The sequence below is a fragment of the Bifidobacterium sp. RTP21102st3_E2_RTP21102_210122 genome (genome assembly GCF_040916945.1).
Taxonomy (GTDB): Bacteria; Actinomycetota; Actinomycetes; order Actinomycetales; family Bifidobacteriaceae; genus Bifidobacterium; species Bifidobacterium longum.
Window position 1 is genome coordinate 418,320 of the sequence record NZ_JBCPAN010000001.1, and the last position, 17,803, is coordinate 436,122.

14 protein-coding genes are annotated in these 17,803 nt (G+C 59.2%); 6 read left to right on the forward strand and 8 right to left on the reverse strand.

Annotated features, from left to right (window positions below; genetic code table 11):
- Positions 1-185 precede the first annotated feature (185 nt).
- From AB5287_RS01870 to AB5287_RS01895, 6 genes are read left to right on the forward strand one after another with little or no spacing between them, the layout of a single operon-like run.
- Positions 186-1,889, forward strand: coding sequence for a DivIVA domain-containing protein (locus AB5287_RS01870; protein ID WP_206822203.1), 1,704 nt, complete (start codon positions 186-188; stop codon positions 1,887-1,889).
- Positions 1,886-3,076, forward strand: coding sequence for a 1-deoxy-D-xylulose-5-phosphate reductoisomerase (dxr, locus tag AB5287_RS01875; protein ID WP_007053294.1), 1,191 nt, complete (start codon positions 1,886-1,888; stop codon positions 3,074-3,076). The genes AB5287_RS01870 and dxr overlap by 4 nt, the downstream gene beginning before the upstream one ends.
- Positions 3,073-4,296 carry a flavodoxin-dependent (E)-4-hydroxy-3-methylbut-2-enyl-diphosphate synthase gene (gene ispG / locus AB5287_RS01880; RefSeq protein WP_007054049.1) on the forward strand — a complete coding sequence of 408 codons (1,224 nt, stop codon included), beginning with the start codon at positions 3,073-3,075 and terminating at the stop codon, positions 4,294-4,296. The genes dxr and ispG overlap by 4 nt, the downstream gene beginning before the upstream one ends.
- A 54-nt stretch (positions 4,297-4,350) precedes the next feature.
- Entirely contained in the window at positions 4,351-6,129 is a 1,779-nt protein-coding gene (locus AB5287_RS01885) for an alpha/beta hydrolase family protein (RefSeq protein ID WP_368220468.1), read from the forward strand.
- Between the two features lie 48 nt (positions 6,130-6,177).
- Positions 6,178-6,897, forward strand: coding sequence for a DNA repair protein RecO (gene recO / locus AB5287_RS01890; RefSeq protein ID WP_007055411.1), 720 nt, complete (start codon positions 6,178-6,180; stop codon positions 6,895-6,897).
- Positions 6,898-6,899: 2 nt separating this feature from the next.
- A complete protein-coding gene (locus tag AB5287_RS01895; RefSeq protein WP_007055433.1) occupies positions 6,900-7,688 on the forward strand; it encodes an isoprenyl transferase in 789 nt (262 codons plus the stop codon).
- Positions 7,689-7,956: 268 nt separating this feature from the next.
- Here AB5287_RS01895 and AB5287_RS01900 read toward each other — a convergent pair whose 3' ends face one another.
- From AB5287_RS01900 to AB5287_RS01935, 8 genes are all read right to left on the reverse strand, one after another.
- Positions 7,957-9,144: a nucleoside hydrolase gene (locus AB5287_RS01900; RefSeq protein WP_007053299.1), complete on the reverse strand. Its 1,188-nt coding sequence runs from the start codon at positions 9,142-9,144 to the stop codon at positions 7,957-7,959.
- Positions 9,145-9,267: 123 nt separating this feature from the next.
- The gene (locus AB5287_RS01905; protein WP_007053300.1) at positions 9,268-10,338 is read right to left on the reverse strand and encodes an ABC transporter substrate-binding protein; all 1,071 of its coding nucleotides are present in this window, start codon (positions 10,336-10,338) and stop codon (positions 9,268-9,270) included.
- A gap of 259 nt (positions 10,339-10,597) precedes the next feature.
- The gene (locus AB5287_RS01910) at positions 10,598-11,380 is read right to left on the reverse strand and encodes an ABC transporter permease (RefSeq protein WP_007056912.1); all 783 of its coding nucleotides are present in this window, start codon (positions 11,378-11,380) and stop codon (positions 10,598-10,600) included.
- Positions 11,381-11,574: 194 nt separating this feature from the next.
- Positions 11,575-13,131, reverse strand: coding sequence for a glycoside hydrolase family 32 protein (locus AB5287_RS01915; RefSeq protein WP_368220471.1), 1,557 nt, complete (start codon positions 13,129-13,131; stop codon positions 11,575-11,577).
- Positions 13,132-13,141: 10 nt separating this feature from the next.
- Complete coding sequence (locus AB5287_RS01920) at positions 13,142-14,479, reverse strand: MFS transporter (protein WP_007053303.1); 1,338 nt, start codon at positions 14,477-14,479, stop codon at positions 13,142-13,144.
- A 214-nt stretch (positions 14,480-14,693) separates the two neighbouring features.
- Positions 14,694-15,734 carry a LacI family DNA-binding transcriptional regulator gene (locus AB5287_RS01925; protein ID WP_007053304.1) on the reverse strand — a complete coding sequence of 347 codons (1,041 nt, stop codon included), beginning with the start codon at positions 15,732-15,734 and terminating at the stop codon, positions 14,694-14,696.
- Positions 15,735-15,777: 43 nt separating this feature from the next.
- Positions 15,778-17,211, reverse strand: coding sequence for a serpin-like protein SerU (serU, locus tag AB5287_RS01930; RefSeq protein ID WP_368220474.1), 1,434 nt, complete (start codon positions 17,209-17,211; stop codon positions 15,778-15,780).
- A gap of 21 nt (positions 17,212-17,232) precedes the next feature.
- Positions 17,233-17,643, reverse strand: a complete 411-nt coding sequence (locus tag AB5287_RS01935) for a hypothetical protein (protein WP_007053306.1) — start codon at positions 17,641-17,643, stop codon at positions 17,233-17,235.
- Positions 17,644-17,803: the final 160 nt, after the last annotated feature.

The following is a 17,803-nucleotide window of genomic DNA, read 5'->3' on the forward strand; positions in this document are numbered from 1 at the left end:
AGGCTGTGACGATATTCCCTGACAGTCTTCGGCAAGGGTTCTGAAATCTCAATGAGATGCGTGCAGAAGGAAACCGGCAGTACTGCTACAAAATCGTGAATTTCGGTCTTCTTGGTCAGATGCGTCTCAATAGTCACGTAAAGTTGTGGCAGAGTGTTTATATCCAGCAGGAGGTCGAATAGCCGATGGCGCAGGAACTTCGTGAAGGGGACGGCAAGTCGGGCATCGCACGTGCGGGCAAGCGCAAGTGGGGGTATGACCCCGCTCAGGTGGACGCTTTCCTGGAGCGCGCCCATGCTTTGTATGACAGCGAGGGCATGAATCTCACCCAGCATGACATTCAGAACGTGTCCTTTGATTTGCGCAAGAACGGCTATGTGATCGCACAGGTTGACGCCGCGCTTGGACGTCTGGAACGTGCCGTGGTCGATAAGCAGACCACATGGGAGATCGCACAGCACGGGCGTGTGACGTGGAAGGCGAAGACCGAGAAGCTGTATCACGAAGTCCAGAACCATGCGGAGCGTAACGAGCGCGAACGCTTCAAGTCCGGAGCGCCCAAGCAGCCTTCGTACGATAAGAAGCAGGTGGATCGTCTGGTCGACCAGATTGTGGACAAGGCGGCGGCCGCATTGGGCGTTGACGGCGTTACCGAAGACGATGTACGGTCTTTGGCCGATCTCAATGCGAATACGGTCAACAATGTGATCTTCACCCAGCGCAAGGGCAAGAAAGGCTATGACGAGCGACAGGTCGATTACTTCCTGAACGCCTGCGTACAGTTGCTGAGTCGCTTGGAATCCTATGCCCGTGTGGCCGATTTCGTGTCCGGCGAGCCTGCGGCTCCTGCCCAGACCGCCACGAACGTGACCGTTCAAGCGAACGGCGTCTCACCGTTGTTCGCTTCCGGAACGCAGCGCCCGGCAACTGACGAACGTTTTGCTCCGGCTGCCGTTGCTCATGACGAATCATTCGATGCCCTGCATCAGGCCGAGCAGAGCTTGTTCACTGCTCCGGCTCCGGTTGCTCCCGCAGCGCCGGCCGCGGCGGCACCGATCGCCTATGCGTCGGCTCCTGCATCGTTCGATGCTTCCACAAGCACCAATAGCACCAATGCGGAACAGCCGGTTTCCTTTGCTCCCGCAGCATACCCGGTGCATGCGTCCAACGAGTCTGCGGCGAAGCCCGTCTCCGAGACGCCTTCCGTGGCTCCTACCGCAGTTGCTGCGGCTGAGCCTCCCGTCAGTGCCCCGTCCGCGCCGGTTTCCGGTGTGACCGCTGGCAGCGTCCCCTCGTTTGCTCCGGCACAGGCAGCTCACGAACCCGCAGCTCCGTCATCGACCCCGTCGGTGTTCGCGGAACAGCCCGTGGATATGGTGCAGAACGATTCCTCTTTGGCCGCTCTCGCCCACATGGCTGCGGTTTCTCAGGAACTTCCGGCAGTGGATGCACCGTCCTTCGCTCCTAAGATGCCCAGCCTTGATGCACCGAATGCGCTGAAATTGAATGAGGTACCGGGTTCGGTTTCATCCCCGGCACCCTCCGCCCCGGCAGTACAGCCTGTGAATAGCACTGCTGACGAGGCTGCGTCCGCTGCTATGCCGGTCTCCTTTGCTCCCATCAGCAAGCCGGATCGTAACACGAACTCCATTCCGGTTCGCGTATCCGATAGTCAGCCTGCAGACAGCACGATCTCCCGTCCGGCTGCGGAATCATCTGAATACGTTGCCGCCTCCCATGACACGGAAGCAGCTCAGCCGTCACAGGATAAGCACGATTCCAGCGATTCGTTCCCGCTGCTGTTCCCGCTTGGTGGTAACTTCGATTCGGATATCCCCGACCTGTCGTTCCCCACACTGAACAATGACGATACGAAGAAGGAACAGTGAGCATAGCCTCCAACTCCACTGTCATCATTCTCGGATCCACCGGATCCATCGGCACCCAAGGACTTGACGTCATCTCGCGTCATCCTGAACGATTTACCGTCACCGGTCTGGCGGCGGGCGGAGCACATATCGAGCTGCTGGCGCAACAGGCCGCACAGTTCCATGTGTCCGAAGTCGCGGTGTTTGATGAGACCAAGGTTCCAGCGCTGCAAGCAGCTCTCGCACAGGCCGGCGCACAAGGTGTCCGCGTGACCGGCGGTCCGGATTCGGTCATCGCCATGGCCGGCTCCGGTGCGAATGTCGTATTGAACGGCATCACCGGCTCCATCGGACTCGAACCGTCGATCGCGGCGCTCAAGGCCGGTTCCCAGCTGGCATTGGCCAACAAGGAGTCTGTAGTCGCGGGCGGGCATCTGCTGTTCAGCGCGCAAGTGCGCGAGAACCAAATCAACCCGGTCGATTCCGAGCATTCCGCCATCTGGCAATCCCTGCGCTCCGGAACCCACGCCGAAGTCGCCAAGCTTGTGGTCACCGCCTCCGGCGGACCGTTCCGCGGCTGGAAACGTGCCGACATGGAGAACATCACTCCCGAGCAGGCGCTGCATCATCCGACGTGGAACATGGGGCCGGTTGTCACCATCAACTCCTCCACACTGATGAACAAGGGCCTCGAAGTCATCGAGGCGTCCCGCTTGTTCAACGTGCCGCCTGAACGCATCGACGTGACCGTGCACCCGCAGTCCATCGTCCATTCCATGGTCGAATTTGTGGATGGCGCCACGATTTGCCAAGCTTCGCCCCCAGACATGCGTCTGCCCATCGCGCTGGGCCTGTCCGCGCCGGACCGCATGACCAATGTGGCCGCCGCGTGCGACTGGACGCAAGCCGCAACTTGGACCTTTGAACCGTTGGACGATGAGGCGTTCCCTGCCGTGCAACTGGCCCGCCACTGCCTGGCCGCCTCCGAGAAGCATACGGCGGTGCTCAATGCAGCCAATGAACAGGCCGTGCATGCCTTCCTCGAGCATCGTCTGCCATACCTCGGCATCGTGGACACGGTCAAAGCCGTGCTGGACCAGATGGACGCCGAGCTTCGTGGTAACCCGCTGTTCACGGACGTGGAGGAAATGAACCAGCTTGAGCTTGAAGCCCGCCGACGCGCCGACGACCTGATAAACAAGCAATGATGAATACCTTGAATACGGAAAATCCCATCGAAAAGCCGTTCCGCAAAACCGGTGATCCGGTCGACCTGACCAGCGAATCGCCCTTGCACCCGCGCCGCAAGTCCCGCCGCATCATGGTGGGCCCGGTGCCGGTGGGCGGGGGCGCGCCCATCTCCGTGCAGTCGATGACCAACACGCTCACGGCCAACGTACCTGCCACGTTGCAGCAGATCGCCGAACTGACCGCCGCCGGCTGCGACATCGTGCGCGTGGCCGTGCCGAGTCAGGACGATGCCGACGCACTGCCGGAAATCTGCCGCAAATCGCCGATTCCGGTCATCGCCGATATCCACTTCCAGTCCAAATACGTGTTCCAGGCCATCGACGCCGGCTGCGCGGCCGTGCGCGTGAACCCCGGCAACATCCGTAAGTTCGACGAAGTCGGCCCGGACATCTGCAAGGCCGCCACCGACGCGGGCATCTCGCTGCGTATCGGTGTGAACGCCGGCTCGCTGGACAAGGAACTCTACGCCAAATACGGTGGCCCGACTCCGGAAGCATTGGTGGCCTCTGCCTTGAAGGAAGCGCACATGTTCGAGGACGTCGGCTTCCACGATTTCAAGATCTCCGTCAAACACCATGACGTCATCACCATGGTCGAAACGTACCGACTGCTCGCTTCCAAGGGCGATTGGCCGCTGCACCTCGGCGTCACCGAGGCCGGCCCTGCTTGGCAAGGCACCATCAAATCCTGCCTGGCGTTCGGTGCGCTCTTGGCCGAGGGCATTGGCGACACGATTCGCGTGTCTCTCTCCGCGCCGCCGGCCGAAGAGGTCAAGGTGGGTTGCAAACTCTTGGAATACATGGGATTGCGCCCCCGCAAGTTCGACATCATCTCCTGCCCGAGCTGCGGCCGCGCCCAAGTGGATGTGATCCAGCTCGCCTCCGCCGTCACCGAAGGCCTGAAGGACGTGACCGCGCCGATCCGAGTGGCCGTCATGGGTTGCATCGTCAACGGTCCGGGCGAGGCACGCGAAGCCGACCTCGGCGTGGCCTCCGGCAATGGCAAGGGCCAGATCTTCATCAAGGGCAAGGTCATCAAGACCGTGCCCGAAGACCAGATCGTCGACACGCTGCTCACCATAGCGAACGATATCGCCGCCCAAATGGAGGCCGACGGTCAAGTCCCCGTCAATTCCACCGGCCCGGTCGTGGTCCCAATCCAGCACCCCGGTCACTGATTCGGCCGAATAGGCCCTCGGCATAAATATCGCGGTCAGATTACAATAGCGCACGTGCCGCAAGAAGAAGAGCATCGCCTGACTGTTCGATCCAAGCCGTGGACCAGCACCCACCGGCTGATGGTCAGCCTGCCCATCTTCATTATCCTGATTGGCGTGCTGGTCTCCATTTCCAATCTGACCACGGTGCCTTGGAACATCGAACCCACCGGCCAGTCGATGGCCACGCTCACCGACGATACCGAAGTCACCTTCGATAACCCGTCCGGAGAAACGCTGCCGGCAAAAGGCACGTATGAGGTCACCGAGCGATACATCACGCTGAACATGACCGGCGACGGCAATCTGACCAAGGAGTCCGGTGCTCGGGGCAAGGCCAATGCGGACGGCGTCCAAGCCATCAAGGTATTGATTCGGGAACCTCAGAACGCATCAGGCAAGCGCCCCGGCGTGGTGTTCATGCACGGTGCCGGATACGGCACCTGTGACAACTCCTTTGGCGACGTGGCCTCCGGTATGGCTTCGGCCGGCTTTGTGACCGCAGTGCTCGACAAACCCGTCTGGAACACCACCGACATCAACCGCGATTATCCGGCCTCAGCCAAGGCTTATGATCAGGTCATCGAATACCTGCGAGACCAAAGCGATGTAGACGAGGCCAAGGTCGGCATCTATGCCACCTCCGAATCGACATGGATCTCCTCGTATCTGCTCGAGGACGATCCGGACATCGCCTTCCAGATTCTTCTGAGCCCGATGGTGTTCAGCCCACGCCAATCACTGGGATTTTTCGTCACCCAAGACTTCACCCTTGTTGGCGCGAACGAAGGCTATCAATCCATCGTCCAACGTGTGTTCAGCGCGGACACCGGCCTGTTCGGACTGAACAATTTCGACCTCGCCACACTCAAACCCGCCGCCTACGCCGTACCCACCTATGTGGCTTACGGTTCGAAAGACGTGATGACGACGCAGGTCGACGGCGTGCGTGCGATTCTCTACAACGCCCACAAAGCCGATAACTGGAATGTGACCGTGCGCAGCTACCCGGTCGCCAACCATGTGCTGCGTTTGGGAGATGAGTCCGAAGCGGGCACCCCGTTTGCGGACGCCTATGTGGACGATCTCATCGACTGGGCCGTCGGCACTTCCGCCGGACTCACGCAGACCAGCGAAAAGGTGGCCGGCACCAATCTGTACCAATCAATCGGTCTGCCGGGCGCTTTGAAGGCAAGACGCGTCGGCACCATATATGGTGTGATTCTGCACGTCACGGTGGTACTGCTGCTGCTCGCATCCATCGTGCTGGCACTGGTGGCGCTGGGTCGCAAAATCGCGGCGGATGCCCGATGGCGGCGAGAGAAGCGCGAGGCCAAACGTGCGGGCATGCTGATACCGGAACGGCCTGTGGTACTCGGTTTCGCACATGGTTTCGGCAATGCGCTGCTGACTTTGACCCTCACCACTCTTGCCACATTGCTCATCTTCTTCGCCGGACTCGGGCAGGTGATCATGGGCGTGGTCAAACTTGCATGGGGTGGCGCACCTACCGAGACGCCGGGTGTCATGTATTGGAGCTGGCCGGTCATCCAAGTGGTGTCCGTGCTGGTGCTATGGGCTTGGTCCCGCGTCTTTATGCATCTGATAGAAGTCGCTTCCGTCCGCGGCCTGATTCAGATACCCCCTCGTCGCGAATCCGTTCGAGACATCGTCACCGGTGCTGACCCGGTACTGGCCTCCACCCGTCTGGGCCGAATCCTGTTCTGGCTGGTGGCCTTCACCATGCTGTACATACTGTTGGTGTTCGCCTTCTGGGGTCTGTTTATTTACTGACTACTTCATTGAGTAGAGTCTGCCAGGCGTCGTGGGAAAGGAGATGAGATGTCGCTGTACCGAGACGAAGGTGTGGTGTTGCGCACCTCCAAACTGGGCGAGGCTGATCGTATCATCACCATCCTGACGCGTGGGCATGGCAAGATTCGGGCGGTCGCCAAAGGCGTACGTCGCACCAAATCACGCTTTGGTGCCAGGCTCGAGCCGTTCATGCGAGTCGATGTGCTTATCGCTGAAGGCCGCTCGCTTGACGTGGTCTCCCAAGCTGAAGCGGTCGCCGCTTATGGTGCTCCGATCGCGGCGGATTATGCGGCGTATGAGGCCGCCAACGTCATCGTTGAGACTATCGATAAAATCGCCAGCACCGAACATGAGCAGCTGCCGAACCAATATCGGCTGCTCATCGGCGCGTTGAACGCGCTCGCCAAACAATCCCACGCCCCGCAAGCCATAGGCGACTCCTATGTGATGCGCGCCTTGGCCTTGGCCGGTTGGACGCCACGATTGGGCACTTGCGTGGTATGCGGCAAGGCGGAGCCGGCGTACCTGTCCATCGCGTCCGGCGGTGTGATGTGCGAAGCCGACCACACTACCGATGCGCGCCGTATCGCACCGTTCGTGTTAAACCAGTTCGATGCACTGATTCGTGGCGATTGGTCGGTGCTTGATGCCGCGCCTGTGGAGCGGGTTGTGCAGGAGTTGGTTGAAGATTGGGGGGAGTATTACCTCGAACGCCCGATTCGTTCGCTGCGCTTGATAGATTCATGAGTATGGCTTTTGAGAACGTTGATTACACGTCGTTGGACATTCCCGCAGCTCCGTTCAGCGACCCCGCTCGTATTCCCGACTTCCCCAAGAACAAGGTACCCCGCCATATCGGTGTGATTATGGACGGTAATGGTCGTTGGGCCAAGCAGCGCGGCATGGTCCGCACCAATGGTCATCAGGCCGCCGAACCGGTGGTGTTCGACACTATCGCCGGTGCCATCGAAGCCGGTGTACGGTATTTGAGCCTGTACACGTTCTCCACTGAAAACTGGAAGCGCTCGCCACAGGAAGTGCGCTTCCTCATGGGTTTCTCGCGTGAAATCATCCACCGTCGTGTGGAACAGATGGACGAGTGGGGTGTGCGCGTGCGCTGGTCCGGCCGTCGCCCCAAGCTGTGGAAGTCGGTGATCGACGAGCTTGAAGCCGCCGAGGAGCGCACCAAGAACAACAAGGTCATCGATGTGGTGTTCTGCATCAACTATGGTGGCCGTGCTGAAATCGCCGACGCCTGCGCCGCCATCGCTCGCGAAGTGCGCGATGGCAAGATTTCCGGCGACCGTGTGACTGAAAAGATGATTGCCGACCATCTGTACAATCCGGACATTCCCGATTGCGACTTGGTGATCCGTACTTCCGGCGAACAGCGCACCTCCAACTTCCTGCCGTGGGAGGCCGCCTACGCCGAGCTCGACTTCGTGCCCGAACTCTTCCCGGACTGCGGCCGTGACGTGCTATGGCGCTCCATCGACCATTACATCCACCGCGATCGCCGATTTGGCGGCGTGAAATAAAGAACAGTCCGGTGGACTGTTCGTTCACGCCGCCTGGCCGAGGCCGATAGGACATGACCAGGTAATGATGAGTCCGGCGAAGCCGGTCCTTGATTGCTGGGGGTGTGAAATAGTCCTTGTTAGGCCCCCTCTGACGGGCTGAGCCGTAAAGCAAACGCCCGGTGGACTGTTTGTAGGCGAAGGCGAGACGAGAGTCGAGCCAGAAGAATGCGAGCGGCAGCTTGTCCGTAATTGCGGTCGAGCTGCCCGTGTAGCGGACTGAGGGGAGTTACCGGCACACCTCAGCCATCCTCTCTACAAACTCATCCAAAAAACGTCCCGAATCCACACCAAGTGCCACATGCACATGCGGCATGGAATGATTCACCAGCCCAACCGGGTCTCCGGTGGTCCGGCCTCGTACTCCATTGAAATCACCGGTATTGGTCTCCGCGCGCAACGCAAGATCAAAACAATCGACCAGTGAAGAATCAAGTGCAACCGCCGCCGCCAACGGATCATGCAACGGCATGCCGCCAGAGAACAGTGCGGGGTCGGCTTCCAAATTTGCCTTGATGGAAAAGTCCGCGAGATCAGCCAAGAACCGCCCGCGCTTGGTCCCCGTCGCACGCCACCGGTCGGCCGCCGATTGCGGTAGCAAACACTGGTGAGTCACATCAAGTCCCACCATTGTGATGTCTGCGCCGGAATGAAATACACGATTCGCGGCCTCAGGGTCTTGGATGATATTCGTCTCAGCTACCGCATCCCAACAATTACCGGGTTGGGTAAGCGTACCGCCCATCATCACCAGCCTGAGTTTCGATGCAATATCCGGTGCTCGAGTAATAGCCGCATCCACATCCGTCAACGGCCCGGTAGCCAGCACGGTAACGTCTCGGCCAAACTCGCGAACCTGCTCAATCAGATACTCAATCCCATCCGCAGCATCAACGGAGCACCTCCTTTTGCCCCCGCTGGCGAGAGCTGTCGGCATAGCCGACTGGGGATGGTCCACCGACTGAGAGCGGTTCACACGAGAACAAGCACCCAACGCCGGATGAGCATGAACATCCCCCGCCAAATACCCGCCAACAGAAACAACCTCATCGGGCACATCCACAGACATATCATCACCAGGCACACAAGCTCCATCAGCCAGAGCCCCGGACCCTGCCAGCCGAGTATTCCCCAGTCCATCATCCCCGTGGAACTGGGCACACCCTGCATCAGGAATAAACGCATCAGCCCAAGAAGGATGCTCAGACCCTAAAAACACTGGAATATCCGCCCGACCAAACAAATCAAGCACCGCGCAAGTATTGGCATAAGCCGTGTTCGCATCCACATTGCCATAACTGGCAATCACGCCACCCAACTCGCACTCATCCGTCGACCCCAACAAATACGCCAACGCCAACGCATCATCAACACCCGTATCTATGCTGGCAATAATGCGGTCAGGACATTGGACCATAGAATCGTCTCCTTGTTAGCGTAATCCGCTATGAATAACCTTATCGGCCGATACGCAAAAATGCGTCCTTTCCTCATGGGAAGGACGCATTTTTGCGTAGATTCAAACTCGGAATATCGGAAATTACTTGCCGATGAATTCGTCGGTGGCAAGGTCCTTGGCCTGCGGGGCCTCATGAATTATCTTGTCATGACTGTCGGTGTATGCGTCTTCTTCAGCCAGGAAGTCGAAGTATTCCTGAGCGCCCTTGAAGTCGTTGGTGCCGAGCACGAAAGAGCCGTCCTTGATCTTGGCCGGATCGCCCCAGTACTGGCCGTCGACGATAACCTGCATGCTCTTCTTGACGAATTCGGGCTTGAGGTTGGCGTCAGGGGCTTCGTCCACGAGAATCTGCGCGGCGTCATCCGGGTTGGCGTACGCGTACTCGTAACCCTTTTGAGTGGCCTGAGTGAACTTCTTGACCAGGTCGGGATTGTTCTTGATGGTCTTGTCATTGGTGATGATGCCGATGGTGTCGGCGTTGCCGGGCACGCCATAGTCAGGCTCGGTGAAGCAGTTGAGCTTCGGGCCGTACATGTCGGCTTGCACGCCTTCCCACGTGGCGTAGAAGCCGCCGAAATCGGCCTTGCCGGATTCCATGGTCTGGAAGGTGGAGGTGCCGACGGTCACCTTGTCGAATTCGCCCTTGCCGCCATCGGTTTGGATCATGCGGCGCACCACGGCATCGGACTCGTTGGAGCCGAAGGTGGCGAAGGTCTTGCCATCCAAATCCTTAGGGGACTTGATGGCGGTGTTGGACGCCAGTGCGCACCAAATGGCGCTCGGCTTCTGCTGCACCTGCAGCACCTGCTTGATGTGAGCGCCCTTCAGCGTGTAGACGCCCACGTTGGTCAGGTTGGACAGGGCGAAGTCGGCCACACCGTTGTTCACGGCCTGTTCGGCACCGGCCTGGGCCACGGCCACGATATCCACGTCAAGGCCGGCGTCCTTGAAGTAGCCCTTGTTCTTGGCCACGTACACGCCGATGTGGTTGGTATCGGGTGCCCAGGAAAGCATGAAAGTGACCTTCTTGAGGTCGGAGGTGTTGGAGTTGGAGGAGTCGGCGGTGTTGGTCTGGCCACATGCGGCGAAACCGAAAGTCATGGCAAGGGCGCCCACGAGGGCAGCGGCCTTGGATACAAGGCTTTTCTTCATAATGATGGTTCCCTAATTCGTTGTCTCTCTATCGTTCTCTGGGATTGCTTCGAACGGAAGTCGGCAGAAAACGATATGGAGGGCCTTGATTTCCGTTCGACCAGCGCCCCCGACATTCCCTATGAAAGCTCGGGAAAGCCGGTTTGCCACACGCTGGTAAAGCTGTTCCATTATAGAGACAGGGTTGGAGACCTCATGAGAAGCCGCCTCGTTCAGTCGGTCCTGGCTGCCGGCTCGTGCCTTTGACGGTAAAAAAGAACTACTGGTCCGCGTCGGGGTCTTCGTCGTCGCCGGCCGGGCCGAGCAGGATGCGCTCGCTGGCGTTTACCGCCAGCATCAGTACGCATGTCATCAGGATAATGACGATGGTGGCGGAGAAGATCAGCGGCGTGCGGAATGAATTGTAGGCAGCCTGCAGCCAGATGCCAAGGCCCTTGCGTGCGCCAAGGTATTCAGCGGTGGATGCCGTGGCGAAGATGTATGCGGCAGATACTCGGATACCGCCATAGATCTGACGTGCGGCAACGCGCAGCTTCACGTGCCAGAGCGTCCAGACCGGGGTCGCGCCGCAGGTCAATGCGACGTCGGAATAGAACTGGGGCACTGCTTCTAGTCCGCGCACAGTCTGCACGGCGATGGGGAAGAGGCCGAATACCGCCACGATTACGATTTTGCCGGAAATCTCAAAACCGAACCAAATCAGGAACAACGGGGCGATGGAAATCAGCGGCATGGTTTGTGCGGCGGCAAGCAGCGGATAGAACGCCGCGTTGAACGTGTGCGAGCAGTACAGTGCAATGCCGATCATAATGCCGAAGAACACGGCAAACAGGAAGCCGACCACGCCCTCATAGCCGGTGATTGCCGCGGCCGGGCCGAGCGTGTTCCATGTTTCGATGGTGGCGGCGAAAATCTCGCTTGGCGCGGAGATCATCGTGGGGGAGACATGTCCTAGATCCACCCACGTTTCCCAGACTGCCAGCAATACGATGACGGCGATGACGGTGGGCATGCGGCGCTTGAGGCGCTTGGCGATGGACATGGGATGTCACCTTGCTTTCCGCGCCAGTCCGGTTTGTTGGTGGCGCTTGCGGCCGGGGCGTGGAACAGTAAGGTGAGGAGCCTGCGCGCCTGCCGGTCGTGTGATGGATCGTGTTATATGCCGTCCATCAGTATAGGCGAAGGCGAACGACAGGGCGCACAAAAAACCTCCCTCGTCAGAGGGAGGTGAAAGAGCTACTCCAGTCCGATGGACTTCATGTGGTGGAGCTTCAGGGAATCCACCTTGAGACTACCGGACTCGGCGACGAGCTTGATGGCGCGCGGGCCTTCGGAGGCGTAGGAGTAGGAGCTCAGCACTTGGTGGCCACCGTTGACGTAGACCTCCACGGAGCCGCGATCCACGAACACGCGCAGGTCCAGCTTGCCGGAGGCCAGTTCGGCGTCGGTCAGTGGGGCGGCGCGGTAGCCGCGATCGCCGTTGGCCATGGCCTGACGATCCACCACCACGCGGCCGATCTGGTCGTCATAAGCCACGTAGGTGTAGGCACCGTCCTCAGTGGCGTGAATCTTCAGACCCGCACGCTCGGCAGTGGAGGCAGCCAAGTCGATGGTCATTTCGATTTCCACGGCCTCGGCGTCATCGGCGATGATCTGCTCGCCATCCATGTCGAGTGTGACCGAACCATGGTCGAGGGTATCCTCGCGCAGGCCTTCCATTTCGGCGACCGGCGCGGTGACCACGTCGCCGTCATCGCCAAGGGTGATCTCGCGCGGCAGGGTGAGCTGGCCACACCAGCCGTCATCCTCCATGGGAATCGGCTGCACGAACGGGCTCATCCAGCCATAGACGATCTGACGGCCGTCCACATTGAAGGACTGCGGGGCGTAGTAGTTGTGGCCGCAATCCCACAGGCGGAACTCGGTTTCCGGCTTGAATTCGCCGCCCGGCTCCCACGTGCCGATCATGTAGCCGGCGTTGCTGACGTTGCGGTTCATGAAGCCGCTGGGCTTGGACCCCATGGCGGAGAAGCCAATGACCCACTTCTCGTTGCCGTCCTTGTCTTTGATGGGGAAGAAGTCGGGGCATTCGAGCATGAACACATCCGGATCCGGGTGCTGGAAGAGCACGCGCTCGTATTCCCAGCGGACCATGTCCTTGGAGGAGAACAGCCACATCTGGCCGCGCTTGTCCGCAGAGGAGACACCGAAGGTCATGTACCAGATGTCGCCGGTCTTCCAGACCTTCGGGTCGCGGTAGTGGTGGTCGACCTTGTCGGTCGGGCAGTCGATGATCATGCCCTGCTTGGTGGCGGAGGTGAGCTCGTCATTGTCCGGCAGCGCGGTCATCTGCACTTGCCAGTCGCCGCCGGTGTTGTCGTGGCCGTTGGCCCAACGGTGGCCGGTGTAGTAGAAGCGAAGGTCTCCGTTGTCGTCGATGACGGCAGAACCGGAGAACACGCCGTCCTTCTCCTGCTCTAGAGACGGTGCGAACATGATGGGCTCGCGCTTCCAGTTGAGCATATCGGTGGAGGAGACGTGGCCCCAGTGCATCGGACCCCACTGGGTGCCGTAGGGGTGCAGCTGGTAGAACACGTGCCAGCGGCCCTTGTAGAAGCACAGGCCGTTCGGGTCGTTGATCCAGCCACCGTTGGAGGCGATGTGATACTTCGGGTACCAGCGGTTGTTGCGATTGGCGGCCATCTCAGCCACGCCGGCTTCGGCTTTTGCCAGTTCAGCAGCGTGGTCGTGGATGGGGGTGAGAACAGGGGTTTCAGGAGTGAAGTCAGTCATGGCTGTCCTTTCAGGCCTTGGCGGCTTCCATCTGGCGAAGCTGCTTGTCGGTGTAGAACGGGTCGCCGCCGACTTCCTGATCATCATGCTTGATGACGAAGAAGCCGTAAATCAGTGCGCACAGCACGATGGCAGAGATGACCCAGAAGGTCACGCGGGATCCCATGTCGTTGTTCGGCAGAATCTGAGCCATCTTGTCGTGGAAGGCACCCAGAGGGGTCGAGAAGATGACCTGACCCACTTGGGAAGCGATCTGGAAGCCCACCATGTACAGCGTGGCAGAGAGCTTGGTGTCGAAGTGCAGAGTGAAGTAGCGGAATGCCGGCAGGCAGAACAGCGGCACTTCGATGGAGTGGAACAGCTTGACGATGGAGATGGTGACCGGGTCGTGGAACACGCCGCACAAGCCGATGCGCAGGAACATCACGGTAGCGCCGAGCAGCAGAGCGTTGCGCACGCCGATCTTCTTCATGATGATCGGGACCACGCCCATCATTGCGGACTCAAGGAAGACCTGGAAACCGTTCAGGGTGCCGTAGGTGGCGTTGCCGATTTCTTCAGTGGGGAAGAGGTTGGCGTAGTAGGTCGGGAACATCTGCTGATCGAACACAGTGTAGAAGGTGTTGGTCAGCAGCATGAAGACGATGAGCACCCACAGGGTCGGCATCTTGAGAACGGCGACCATTTCCTTGAGGGACGGGTTGGTGGGGGCTGCGTTCGGGTCGGTTTCCTTCTTGAGCTCTTCCTTCTGCTCGGCCGGGACCCAGAAGGCGTACACGAGGAGCATGCCAAGGCCGAATGCGGAGCCGACCCAGAAGTTGATCAGCGGGTTGATGTTGAACAGGAAGCCGGCGCACAGCGCCACGATGGCGTAACCGAAGGAGCCCCAAGCACGGGACTGGCCATATTCGAAACCGAATTTACGGGAGTAGCGTTCGGTGACGGCCTCGAACAGGGAGCAGCCGGACATGAAGCCGGCAGACAGAACGATGGAGCCGATGAGTGCGCCGATCCAGCGGGTGGTGCCACCGGCGAGGATCATCGGGGCGTAAACGAATTGGACGAATGGGCCAACGCAGGCGGCGATTACCGAGACTACGATGACGAGCTTGCGCTTGATGCCGAGCTGATCCTGAATCACGCCGTACACAAACATGATGACCAGGGTGGCCAGCGAGTTGATGGAGTAGATGGTGCCAACTTCAGCATTGGTCAATCCAACGCCTGAGATGAGCCAGCGCTGGAAGAAGGACCACCAGATGCCCCAGGAGCAGAAGAACATGAAGATGCCGAAAGAGCTCTGCAGATAGGAAGGATTCTTCCATGCAGACTTGGTTGCACTTGCCATAATCATCCTTTGATTACTACTTGGTTGGTTATTGGTTATGTAACGCTTCTGCTCGGGCGGCCGTGCCTTTGTAGAAGTTGTTATGTAGTAATTATTATGCGACGTCAATCGATTTACGTCAATCGATTGACGTAAATCGGCGTGTCGTACCTGTTCGACACGCAAAAAGGCCTCCGTGCTGGACGGAGGCCTTGAGAAATCGTGTGGGACTCGGCTACTTCACCGAGGTCTTTTCGATCAGCGTGCAGTGGATCTTCGCCGGAATCGGCGCGTCAATCGGCGGCAGGGGAGCGGTGGTCGCTGGCCGTGAGACGTCGTCCATCGAGCGTCCTTCGATAATCGACACCAGCTTGGCCACGGCCCAGTAGCCCATCTCGAAATGCGGCAGTTCCACAGTGGTGAGCGTCGGTTCCAGCGTTTCGGCGAACACGCGATGGTTGTCCACGCCGACCACGGAGATGTCCTTGCCGACCGTGAGTCCTCGGCGTGCGGCGCATTCGTACACATACCAGGCGCGGGCATCGTTGAAGCAGAAGAATCCGTCCGGATGCTCGGCGTCGAACAAATCGCTGACTGCGGTCAGTGCCGGCCCGTTGTTGAGCACATTGACGACCAGATGATCGTCATAGTCGAGGCCTGCGTCCCTGAGCGCCGCCTGATAGCCTTCCAAACGATCGTCCTGCGCAATCATCGGCTCCAAGCAACCCACATAGGCGATACGTGCGCATCCGGCCTTAACCAATCTGGTGGTGGCGTCGTAGCCGATTTGGAACTCGTCCGGTTCCACGCTCGGGACTTTGCCAAGCGAGTCGGTGGCATTCACCAACACCAGTGGCGTCTGGGCCAGCGAAGAAGGCACATGGGTGATGCGATTCGACATCTTGGCGTACAGAAAGCCGTCGGTGCCGTATCGCTTGAGTGCGGCGATTTCCTCGCTCTCGCTGTTCTCGCCGTCGGTGCTCACGGTGATGAGCATATAGCCGAACTGGCTTGCGGCGGTCTGCGCGCCCAGAATCATACCGCCGGCGTACGGGGTGGTGGCTACCTCCTCGCTGATGAAACCGAGGATGTGCGTCTTGCCTGTACGCAGCGAACTGGCCAGCGGATTCGACCGGTAGCCGAGCTTGGTGGCGATGGCGCGCACATTGTCCGCAATTTTGGACTTTACGCGCCCCTCGTCGCGTCCGTTGAGCACCAGCGACACCGTAGAGACGGAAACCCCCGCCTTGTTCGCGATTTCCTTCATCGTAACCATGCGTCAAACGATACACCCTAATTGACGGACTGTCAGGAAAGTATCAGTTTTCTCCATCGACTCCGCCGAGGTTGCGCACCGCACCGATGAATAATGGTATGCCGTCCGGGGTGACGTACGAATACAGAAATGGGCGATCCACCGTGAACTCGACGTTGTCCACCGGCGCGCTAACGGCGTCCACGCCGACCTTGGTGAAGGACATGGCCTTGGCGCCGGCTTCGTTCACCTCGATGCGCGTGCCTTGCAGAATCGAGCCGATATACAGGTTCTCGCCGTGCGAACCGGTGTCGATCATCTTGGTGAAGTCGGCGTCGCCTGCACTGAACGCATCGGTCACCCCCAGTTTTTCGAATGCCTTGATGGTGGCTTCCGAGTCGAACATGCTGTCGATGGTGAATCGCGGTAGCGTGACGTTCACCATGACCGAGTTGACGGAGACGCCCCATCCGGGCATACTGTCCGCGGCGCAACCCATTGCGCCCTCGCCAAGGGAAGCCGTCGAGCATGTACCGAACGCCCAACTGAGCTTCTCGGCATCGCCGGCCAACTCGTCGAAATGCCCTTCGGCCGGCAGCACGATGGCCAGATTGCCGCCGTTGTCGAACGGAATCTCCACCCGCTGCCAAGTGTTGTACTCATCATGTCCGTAAGCCATTTGGCTGAAGGTCCGGTGCATCATCGGCACCTGAGCATCTCCGGCTTCGCCGTGGAAGGTGCCGTTGCCGGTGGACTGCTCTTCGAACGGATCCTTCCAACGGCCATCCGCATAGACGGTGTTGATGATGGACAGGACTTCACGGTCACGCAGCGTGATCTTCGGCTTGAGCGAACCATTCGTATGCTTGGCGATCCAATCGGACATCTTTGCGGCGGCCTGATCGTCGAACGGTAACGTGGTGACTTCGGCCTCGAACATCTTCTTGACGGTGGATTGGTAATCGCTGGCAAGAGAGTAGTCGTCATCAATCCACAGCGAGTTCGCGGCGCTCATCTCGGATTTCGCCCCCGAATATTGCCCGTTGATCGAACTTAGCAGCGATTGGTAGTCGCTATCGGTCAGCGAACCGGAGCCCAGCAGTTCGTTCAGTTGCGAGCGGGTCGTGCCATTGGCGCCCTGCGCGGCGATGACCAACGCCATCCACATCGAAGCAGGAGAGTAGTTCACATTGCCGGTGCCTCGGTCGCCGGCTTCCATCGCCAGGAATTCCGGTGCGGTGCGGTAGGCGAAGGTTGCGGTGCTGTTGACTACCGGCTGCGTGGCAGGCGTGGCCTTCGGCTTGAACATATTGCGAACCAATGCGCTGCCATCGCCGGCCGTCCACCATACGCCGCCGGCGACGGCAAGGACAAGCACTACTGTCACGATGGCGGCGATACAAGCGTTACGGCATTTGCGTTGTCCGCGCAACCGGTACTGTTCCATCAGTTGCTCGCTCATGGTTGGCCCCTTTGCTTGGATCGGCTCGTGCATCATTGCATGAAATCGCTGTTTTCATTATATTGCGGCTTTCCCTTGAGCCCAGGAACGGTATGGGAACCCCGGCCGTAAGCGAAGATTGGTCCAGCCGAATGCCAGTGGTCCGATGATTGCGCTCGCCAACGGGAAAGACAGACTGCCGGATCGTGTCGAACCGAGTATCAAGTTGGTGATTCCCAACACCAATGGCCAGTGCAGAACCATACCGGGGAACCATACGAACAGGTTTTTGGCAGCCCTGTCAAGAACCTCGTCGGGCATGAGATACATTGATGAGCTCCACTGCAGTAGCAGCAACACCGCTATCAGTACAACCATGCCAATCCAATGCGCGCGGTTCCATGTGAACAGTCGTTGCATCCCGCGCTCGGCGGCGGCATTGCGCATATCGCTCCTGTTGAGCTTGCTGAGTGCTTGTGCACGGTTCATTGCCGTCCTCCTTTACCGCCTTGTCAAGGATTGATGATGATTCCATCGTAAATCACGCAGGAAATGTGGAATGATAGTTGTCATAGTGACCATGACGTGTCAGGACGGAGTAGTTCGGCGTCGGGCACACTGAAGGGGGTGAATGTAATGGAAGAAGCGC

Excerpts from the sequence above, each read along its gene's own strand:
- AB5287_RS01870 (WP_206822203.1), top strand. The coding sequence starts at position 186 with ATGGCGCAGGAACTTCGTGAAGGGGACGGCAAGTCGGGCATCGCACGT.
- ispG (WP_007054049.1), top strand. The coding sequence starts at position 3,073 with ATGATGAATACCTTGAATACGGAAAATCCCATCGAAAAGCCGTTCCGC.
- recO (WP_007055411.1), top strand. The coding sequence starts at position 6,178 with ATGTCGCTGTACCGAGACGAAGGTGTGGTGTTGCGCACCTCCAAACTG.
- AB5287_RS01895 (WP_007055433.1), top strand. The coding sequence starts at position 6,900 with ATGGCTTTTGAGAACGTTGATTACACGTCGTTGGACATTCCCGCAGCT.
- AB5287_RS01900 (WP_007053299.1), bottom strand. The coding sequence starts at position 9,144 with ATGGTCCAATGTCCTGACCGCATTATTGCCAGCATAGATACGGGTGTT.
- AB5287_RS01905 (WP_007053300.1), bottom strand. The coding sequence starts at position 10,338 with ATGAAGAAAAGCCTTGTATCCAAGGCCGCTGCCCTCGTGGGCGCCCTT.
- AB5287_RS01910 (WP_007056912.1), bottom strand. The coding sequence starts at position 11,380 with ATGTCCATCGCCAAGCGCCTCAAGCGCCGCATGCCCACCGTCATCGCC.
- AB5287_RS01915 (WP_368220471.1), bottom strand. The coding sequence starts at position 13,131 with ATGACTGACTTCACTCCTGAAACCCCTGTTCTCACCCCCATCCACGAC.
- AB5287_RS01920 (WP_007053303.1), bottom strand. The coding sequence starts at position 14,479 with ATGGCAAGTGCAACCAAGTCTGCATGGAAGAATCCTTCCTATCTGCAG.
- AB5287_RS01925 (WP_007053304.1), bottom strand. The coding sequence starts at position 15,734 with ATGGTTACGATGAAGGAAATCGCGAACAAGGCGGGGGTTTCCGTCTCT.
- serU (WP_368220474.1), bottom strand. The coding sequence starts at position 17,211 with ATGATGCACGAGCCGATCCAAGCAAAGGGGCCAACCATGAGCGAGCAA.
- AB5287_RS01935 (WP_007053306.1), bottom strand. The coding sequence starts at position 17,643 with ATGAACCGTGCACAAGCACTCAGCAAGCTCAACAGGAGCGATATGCGC.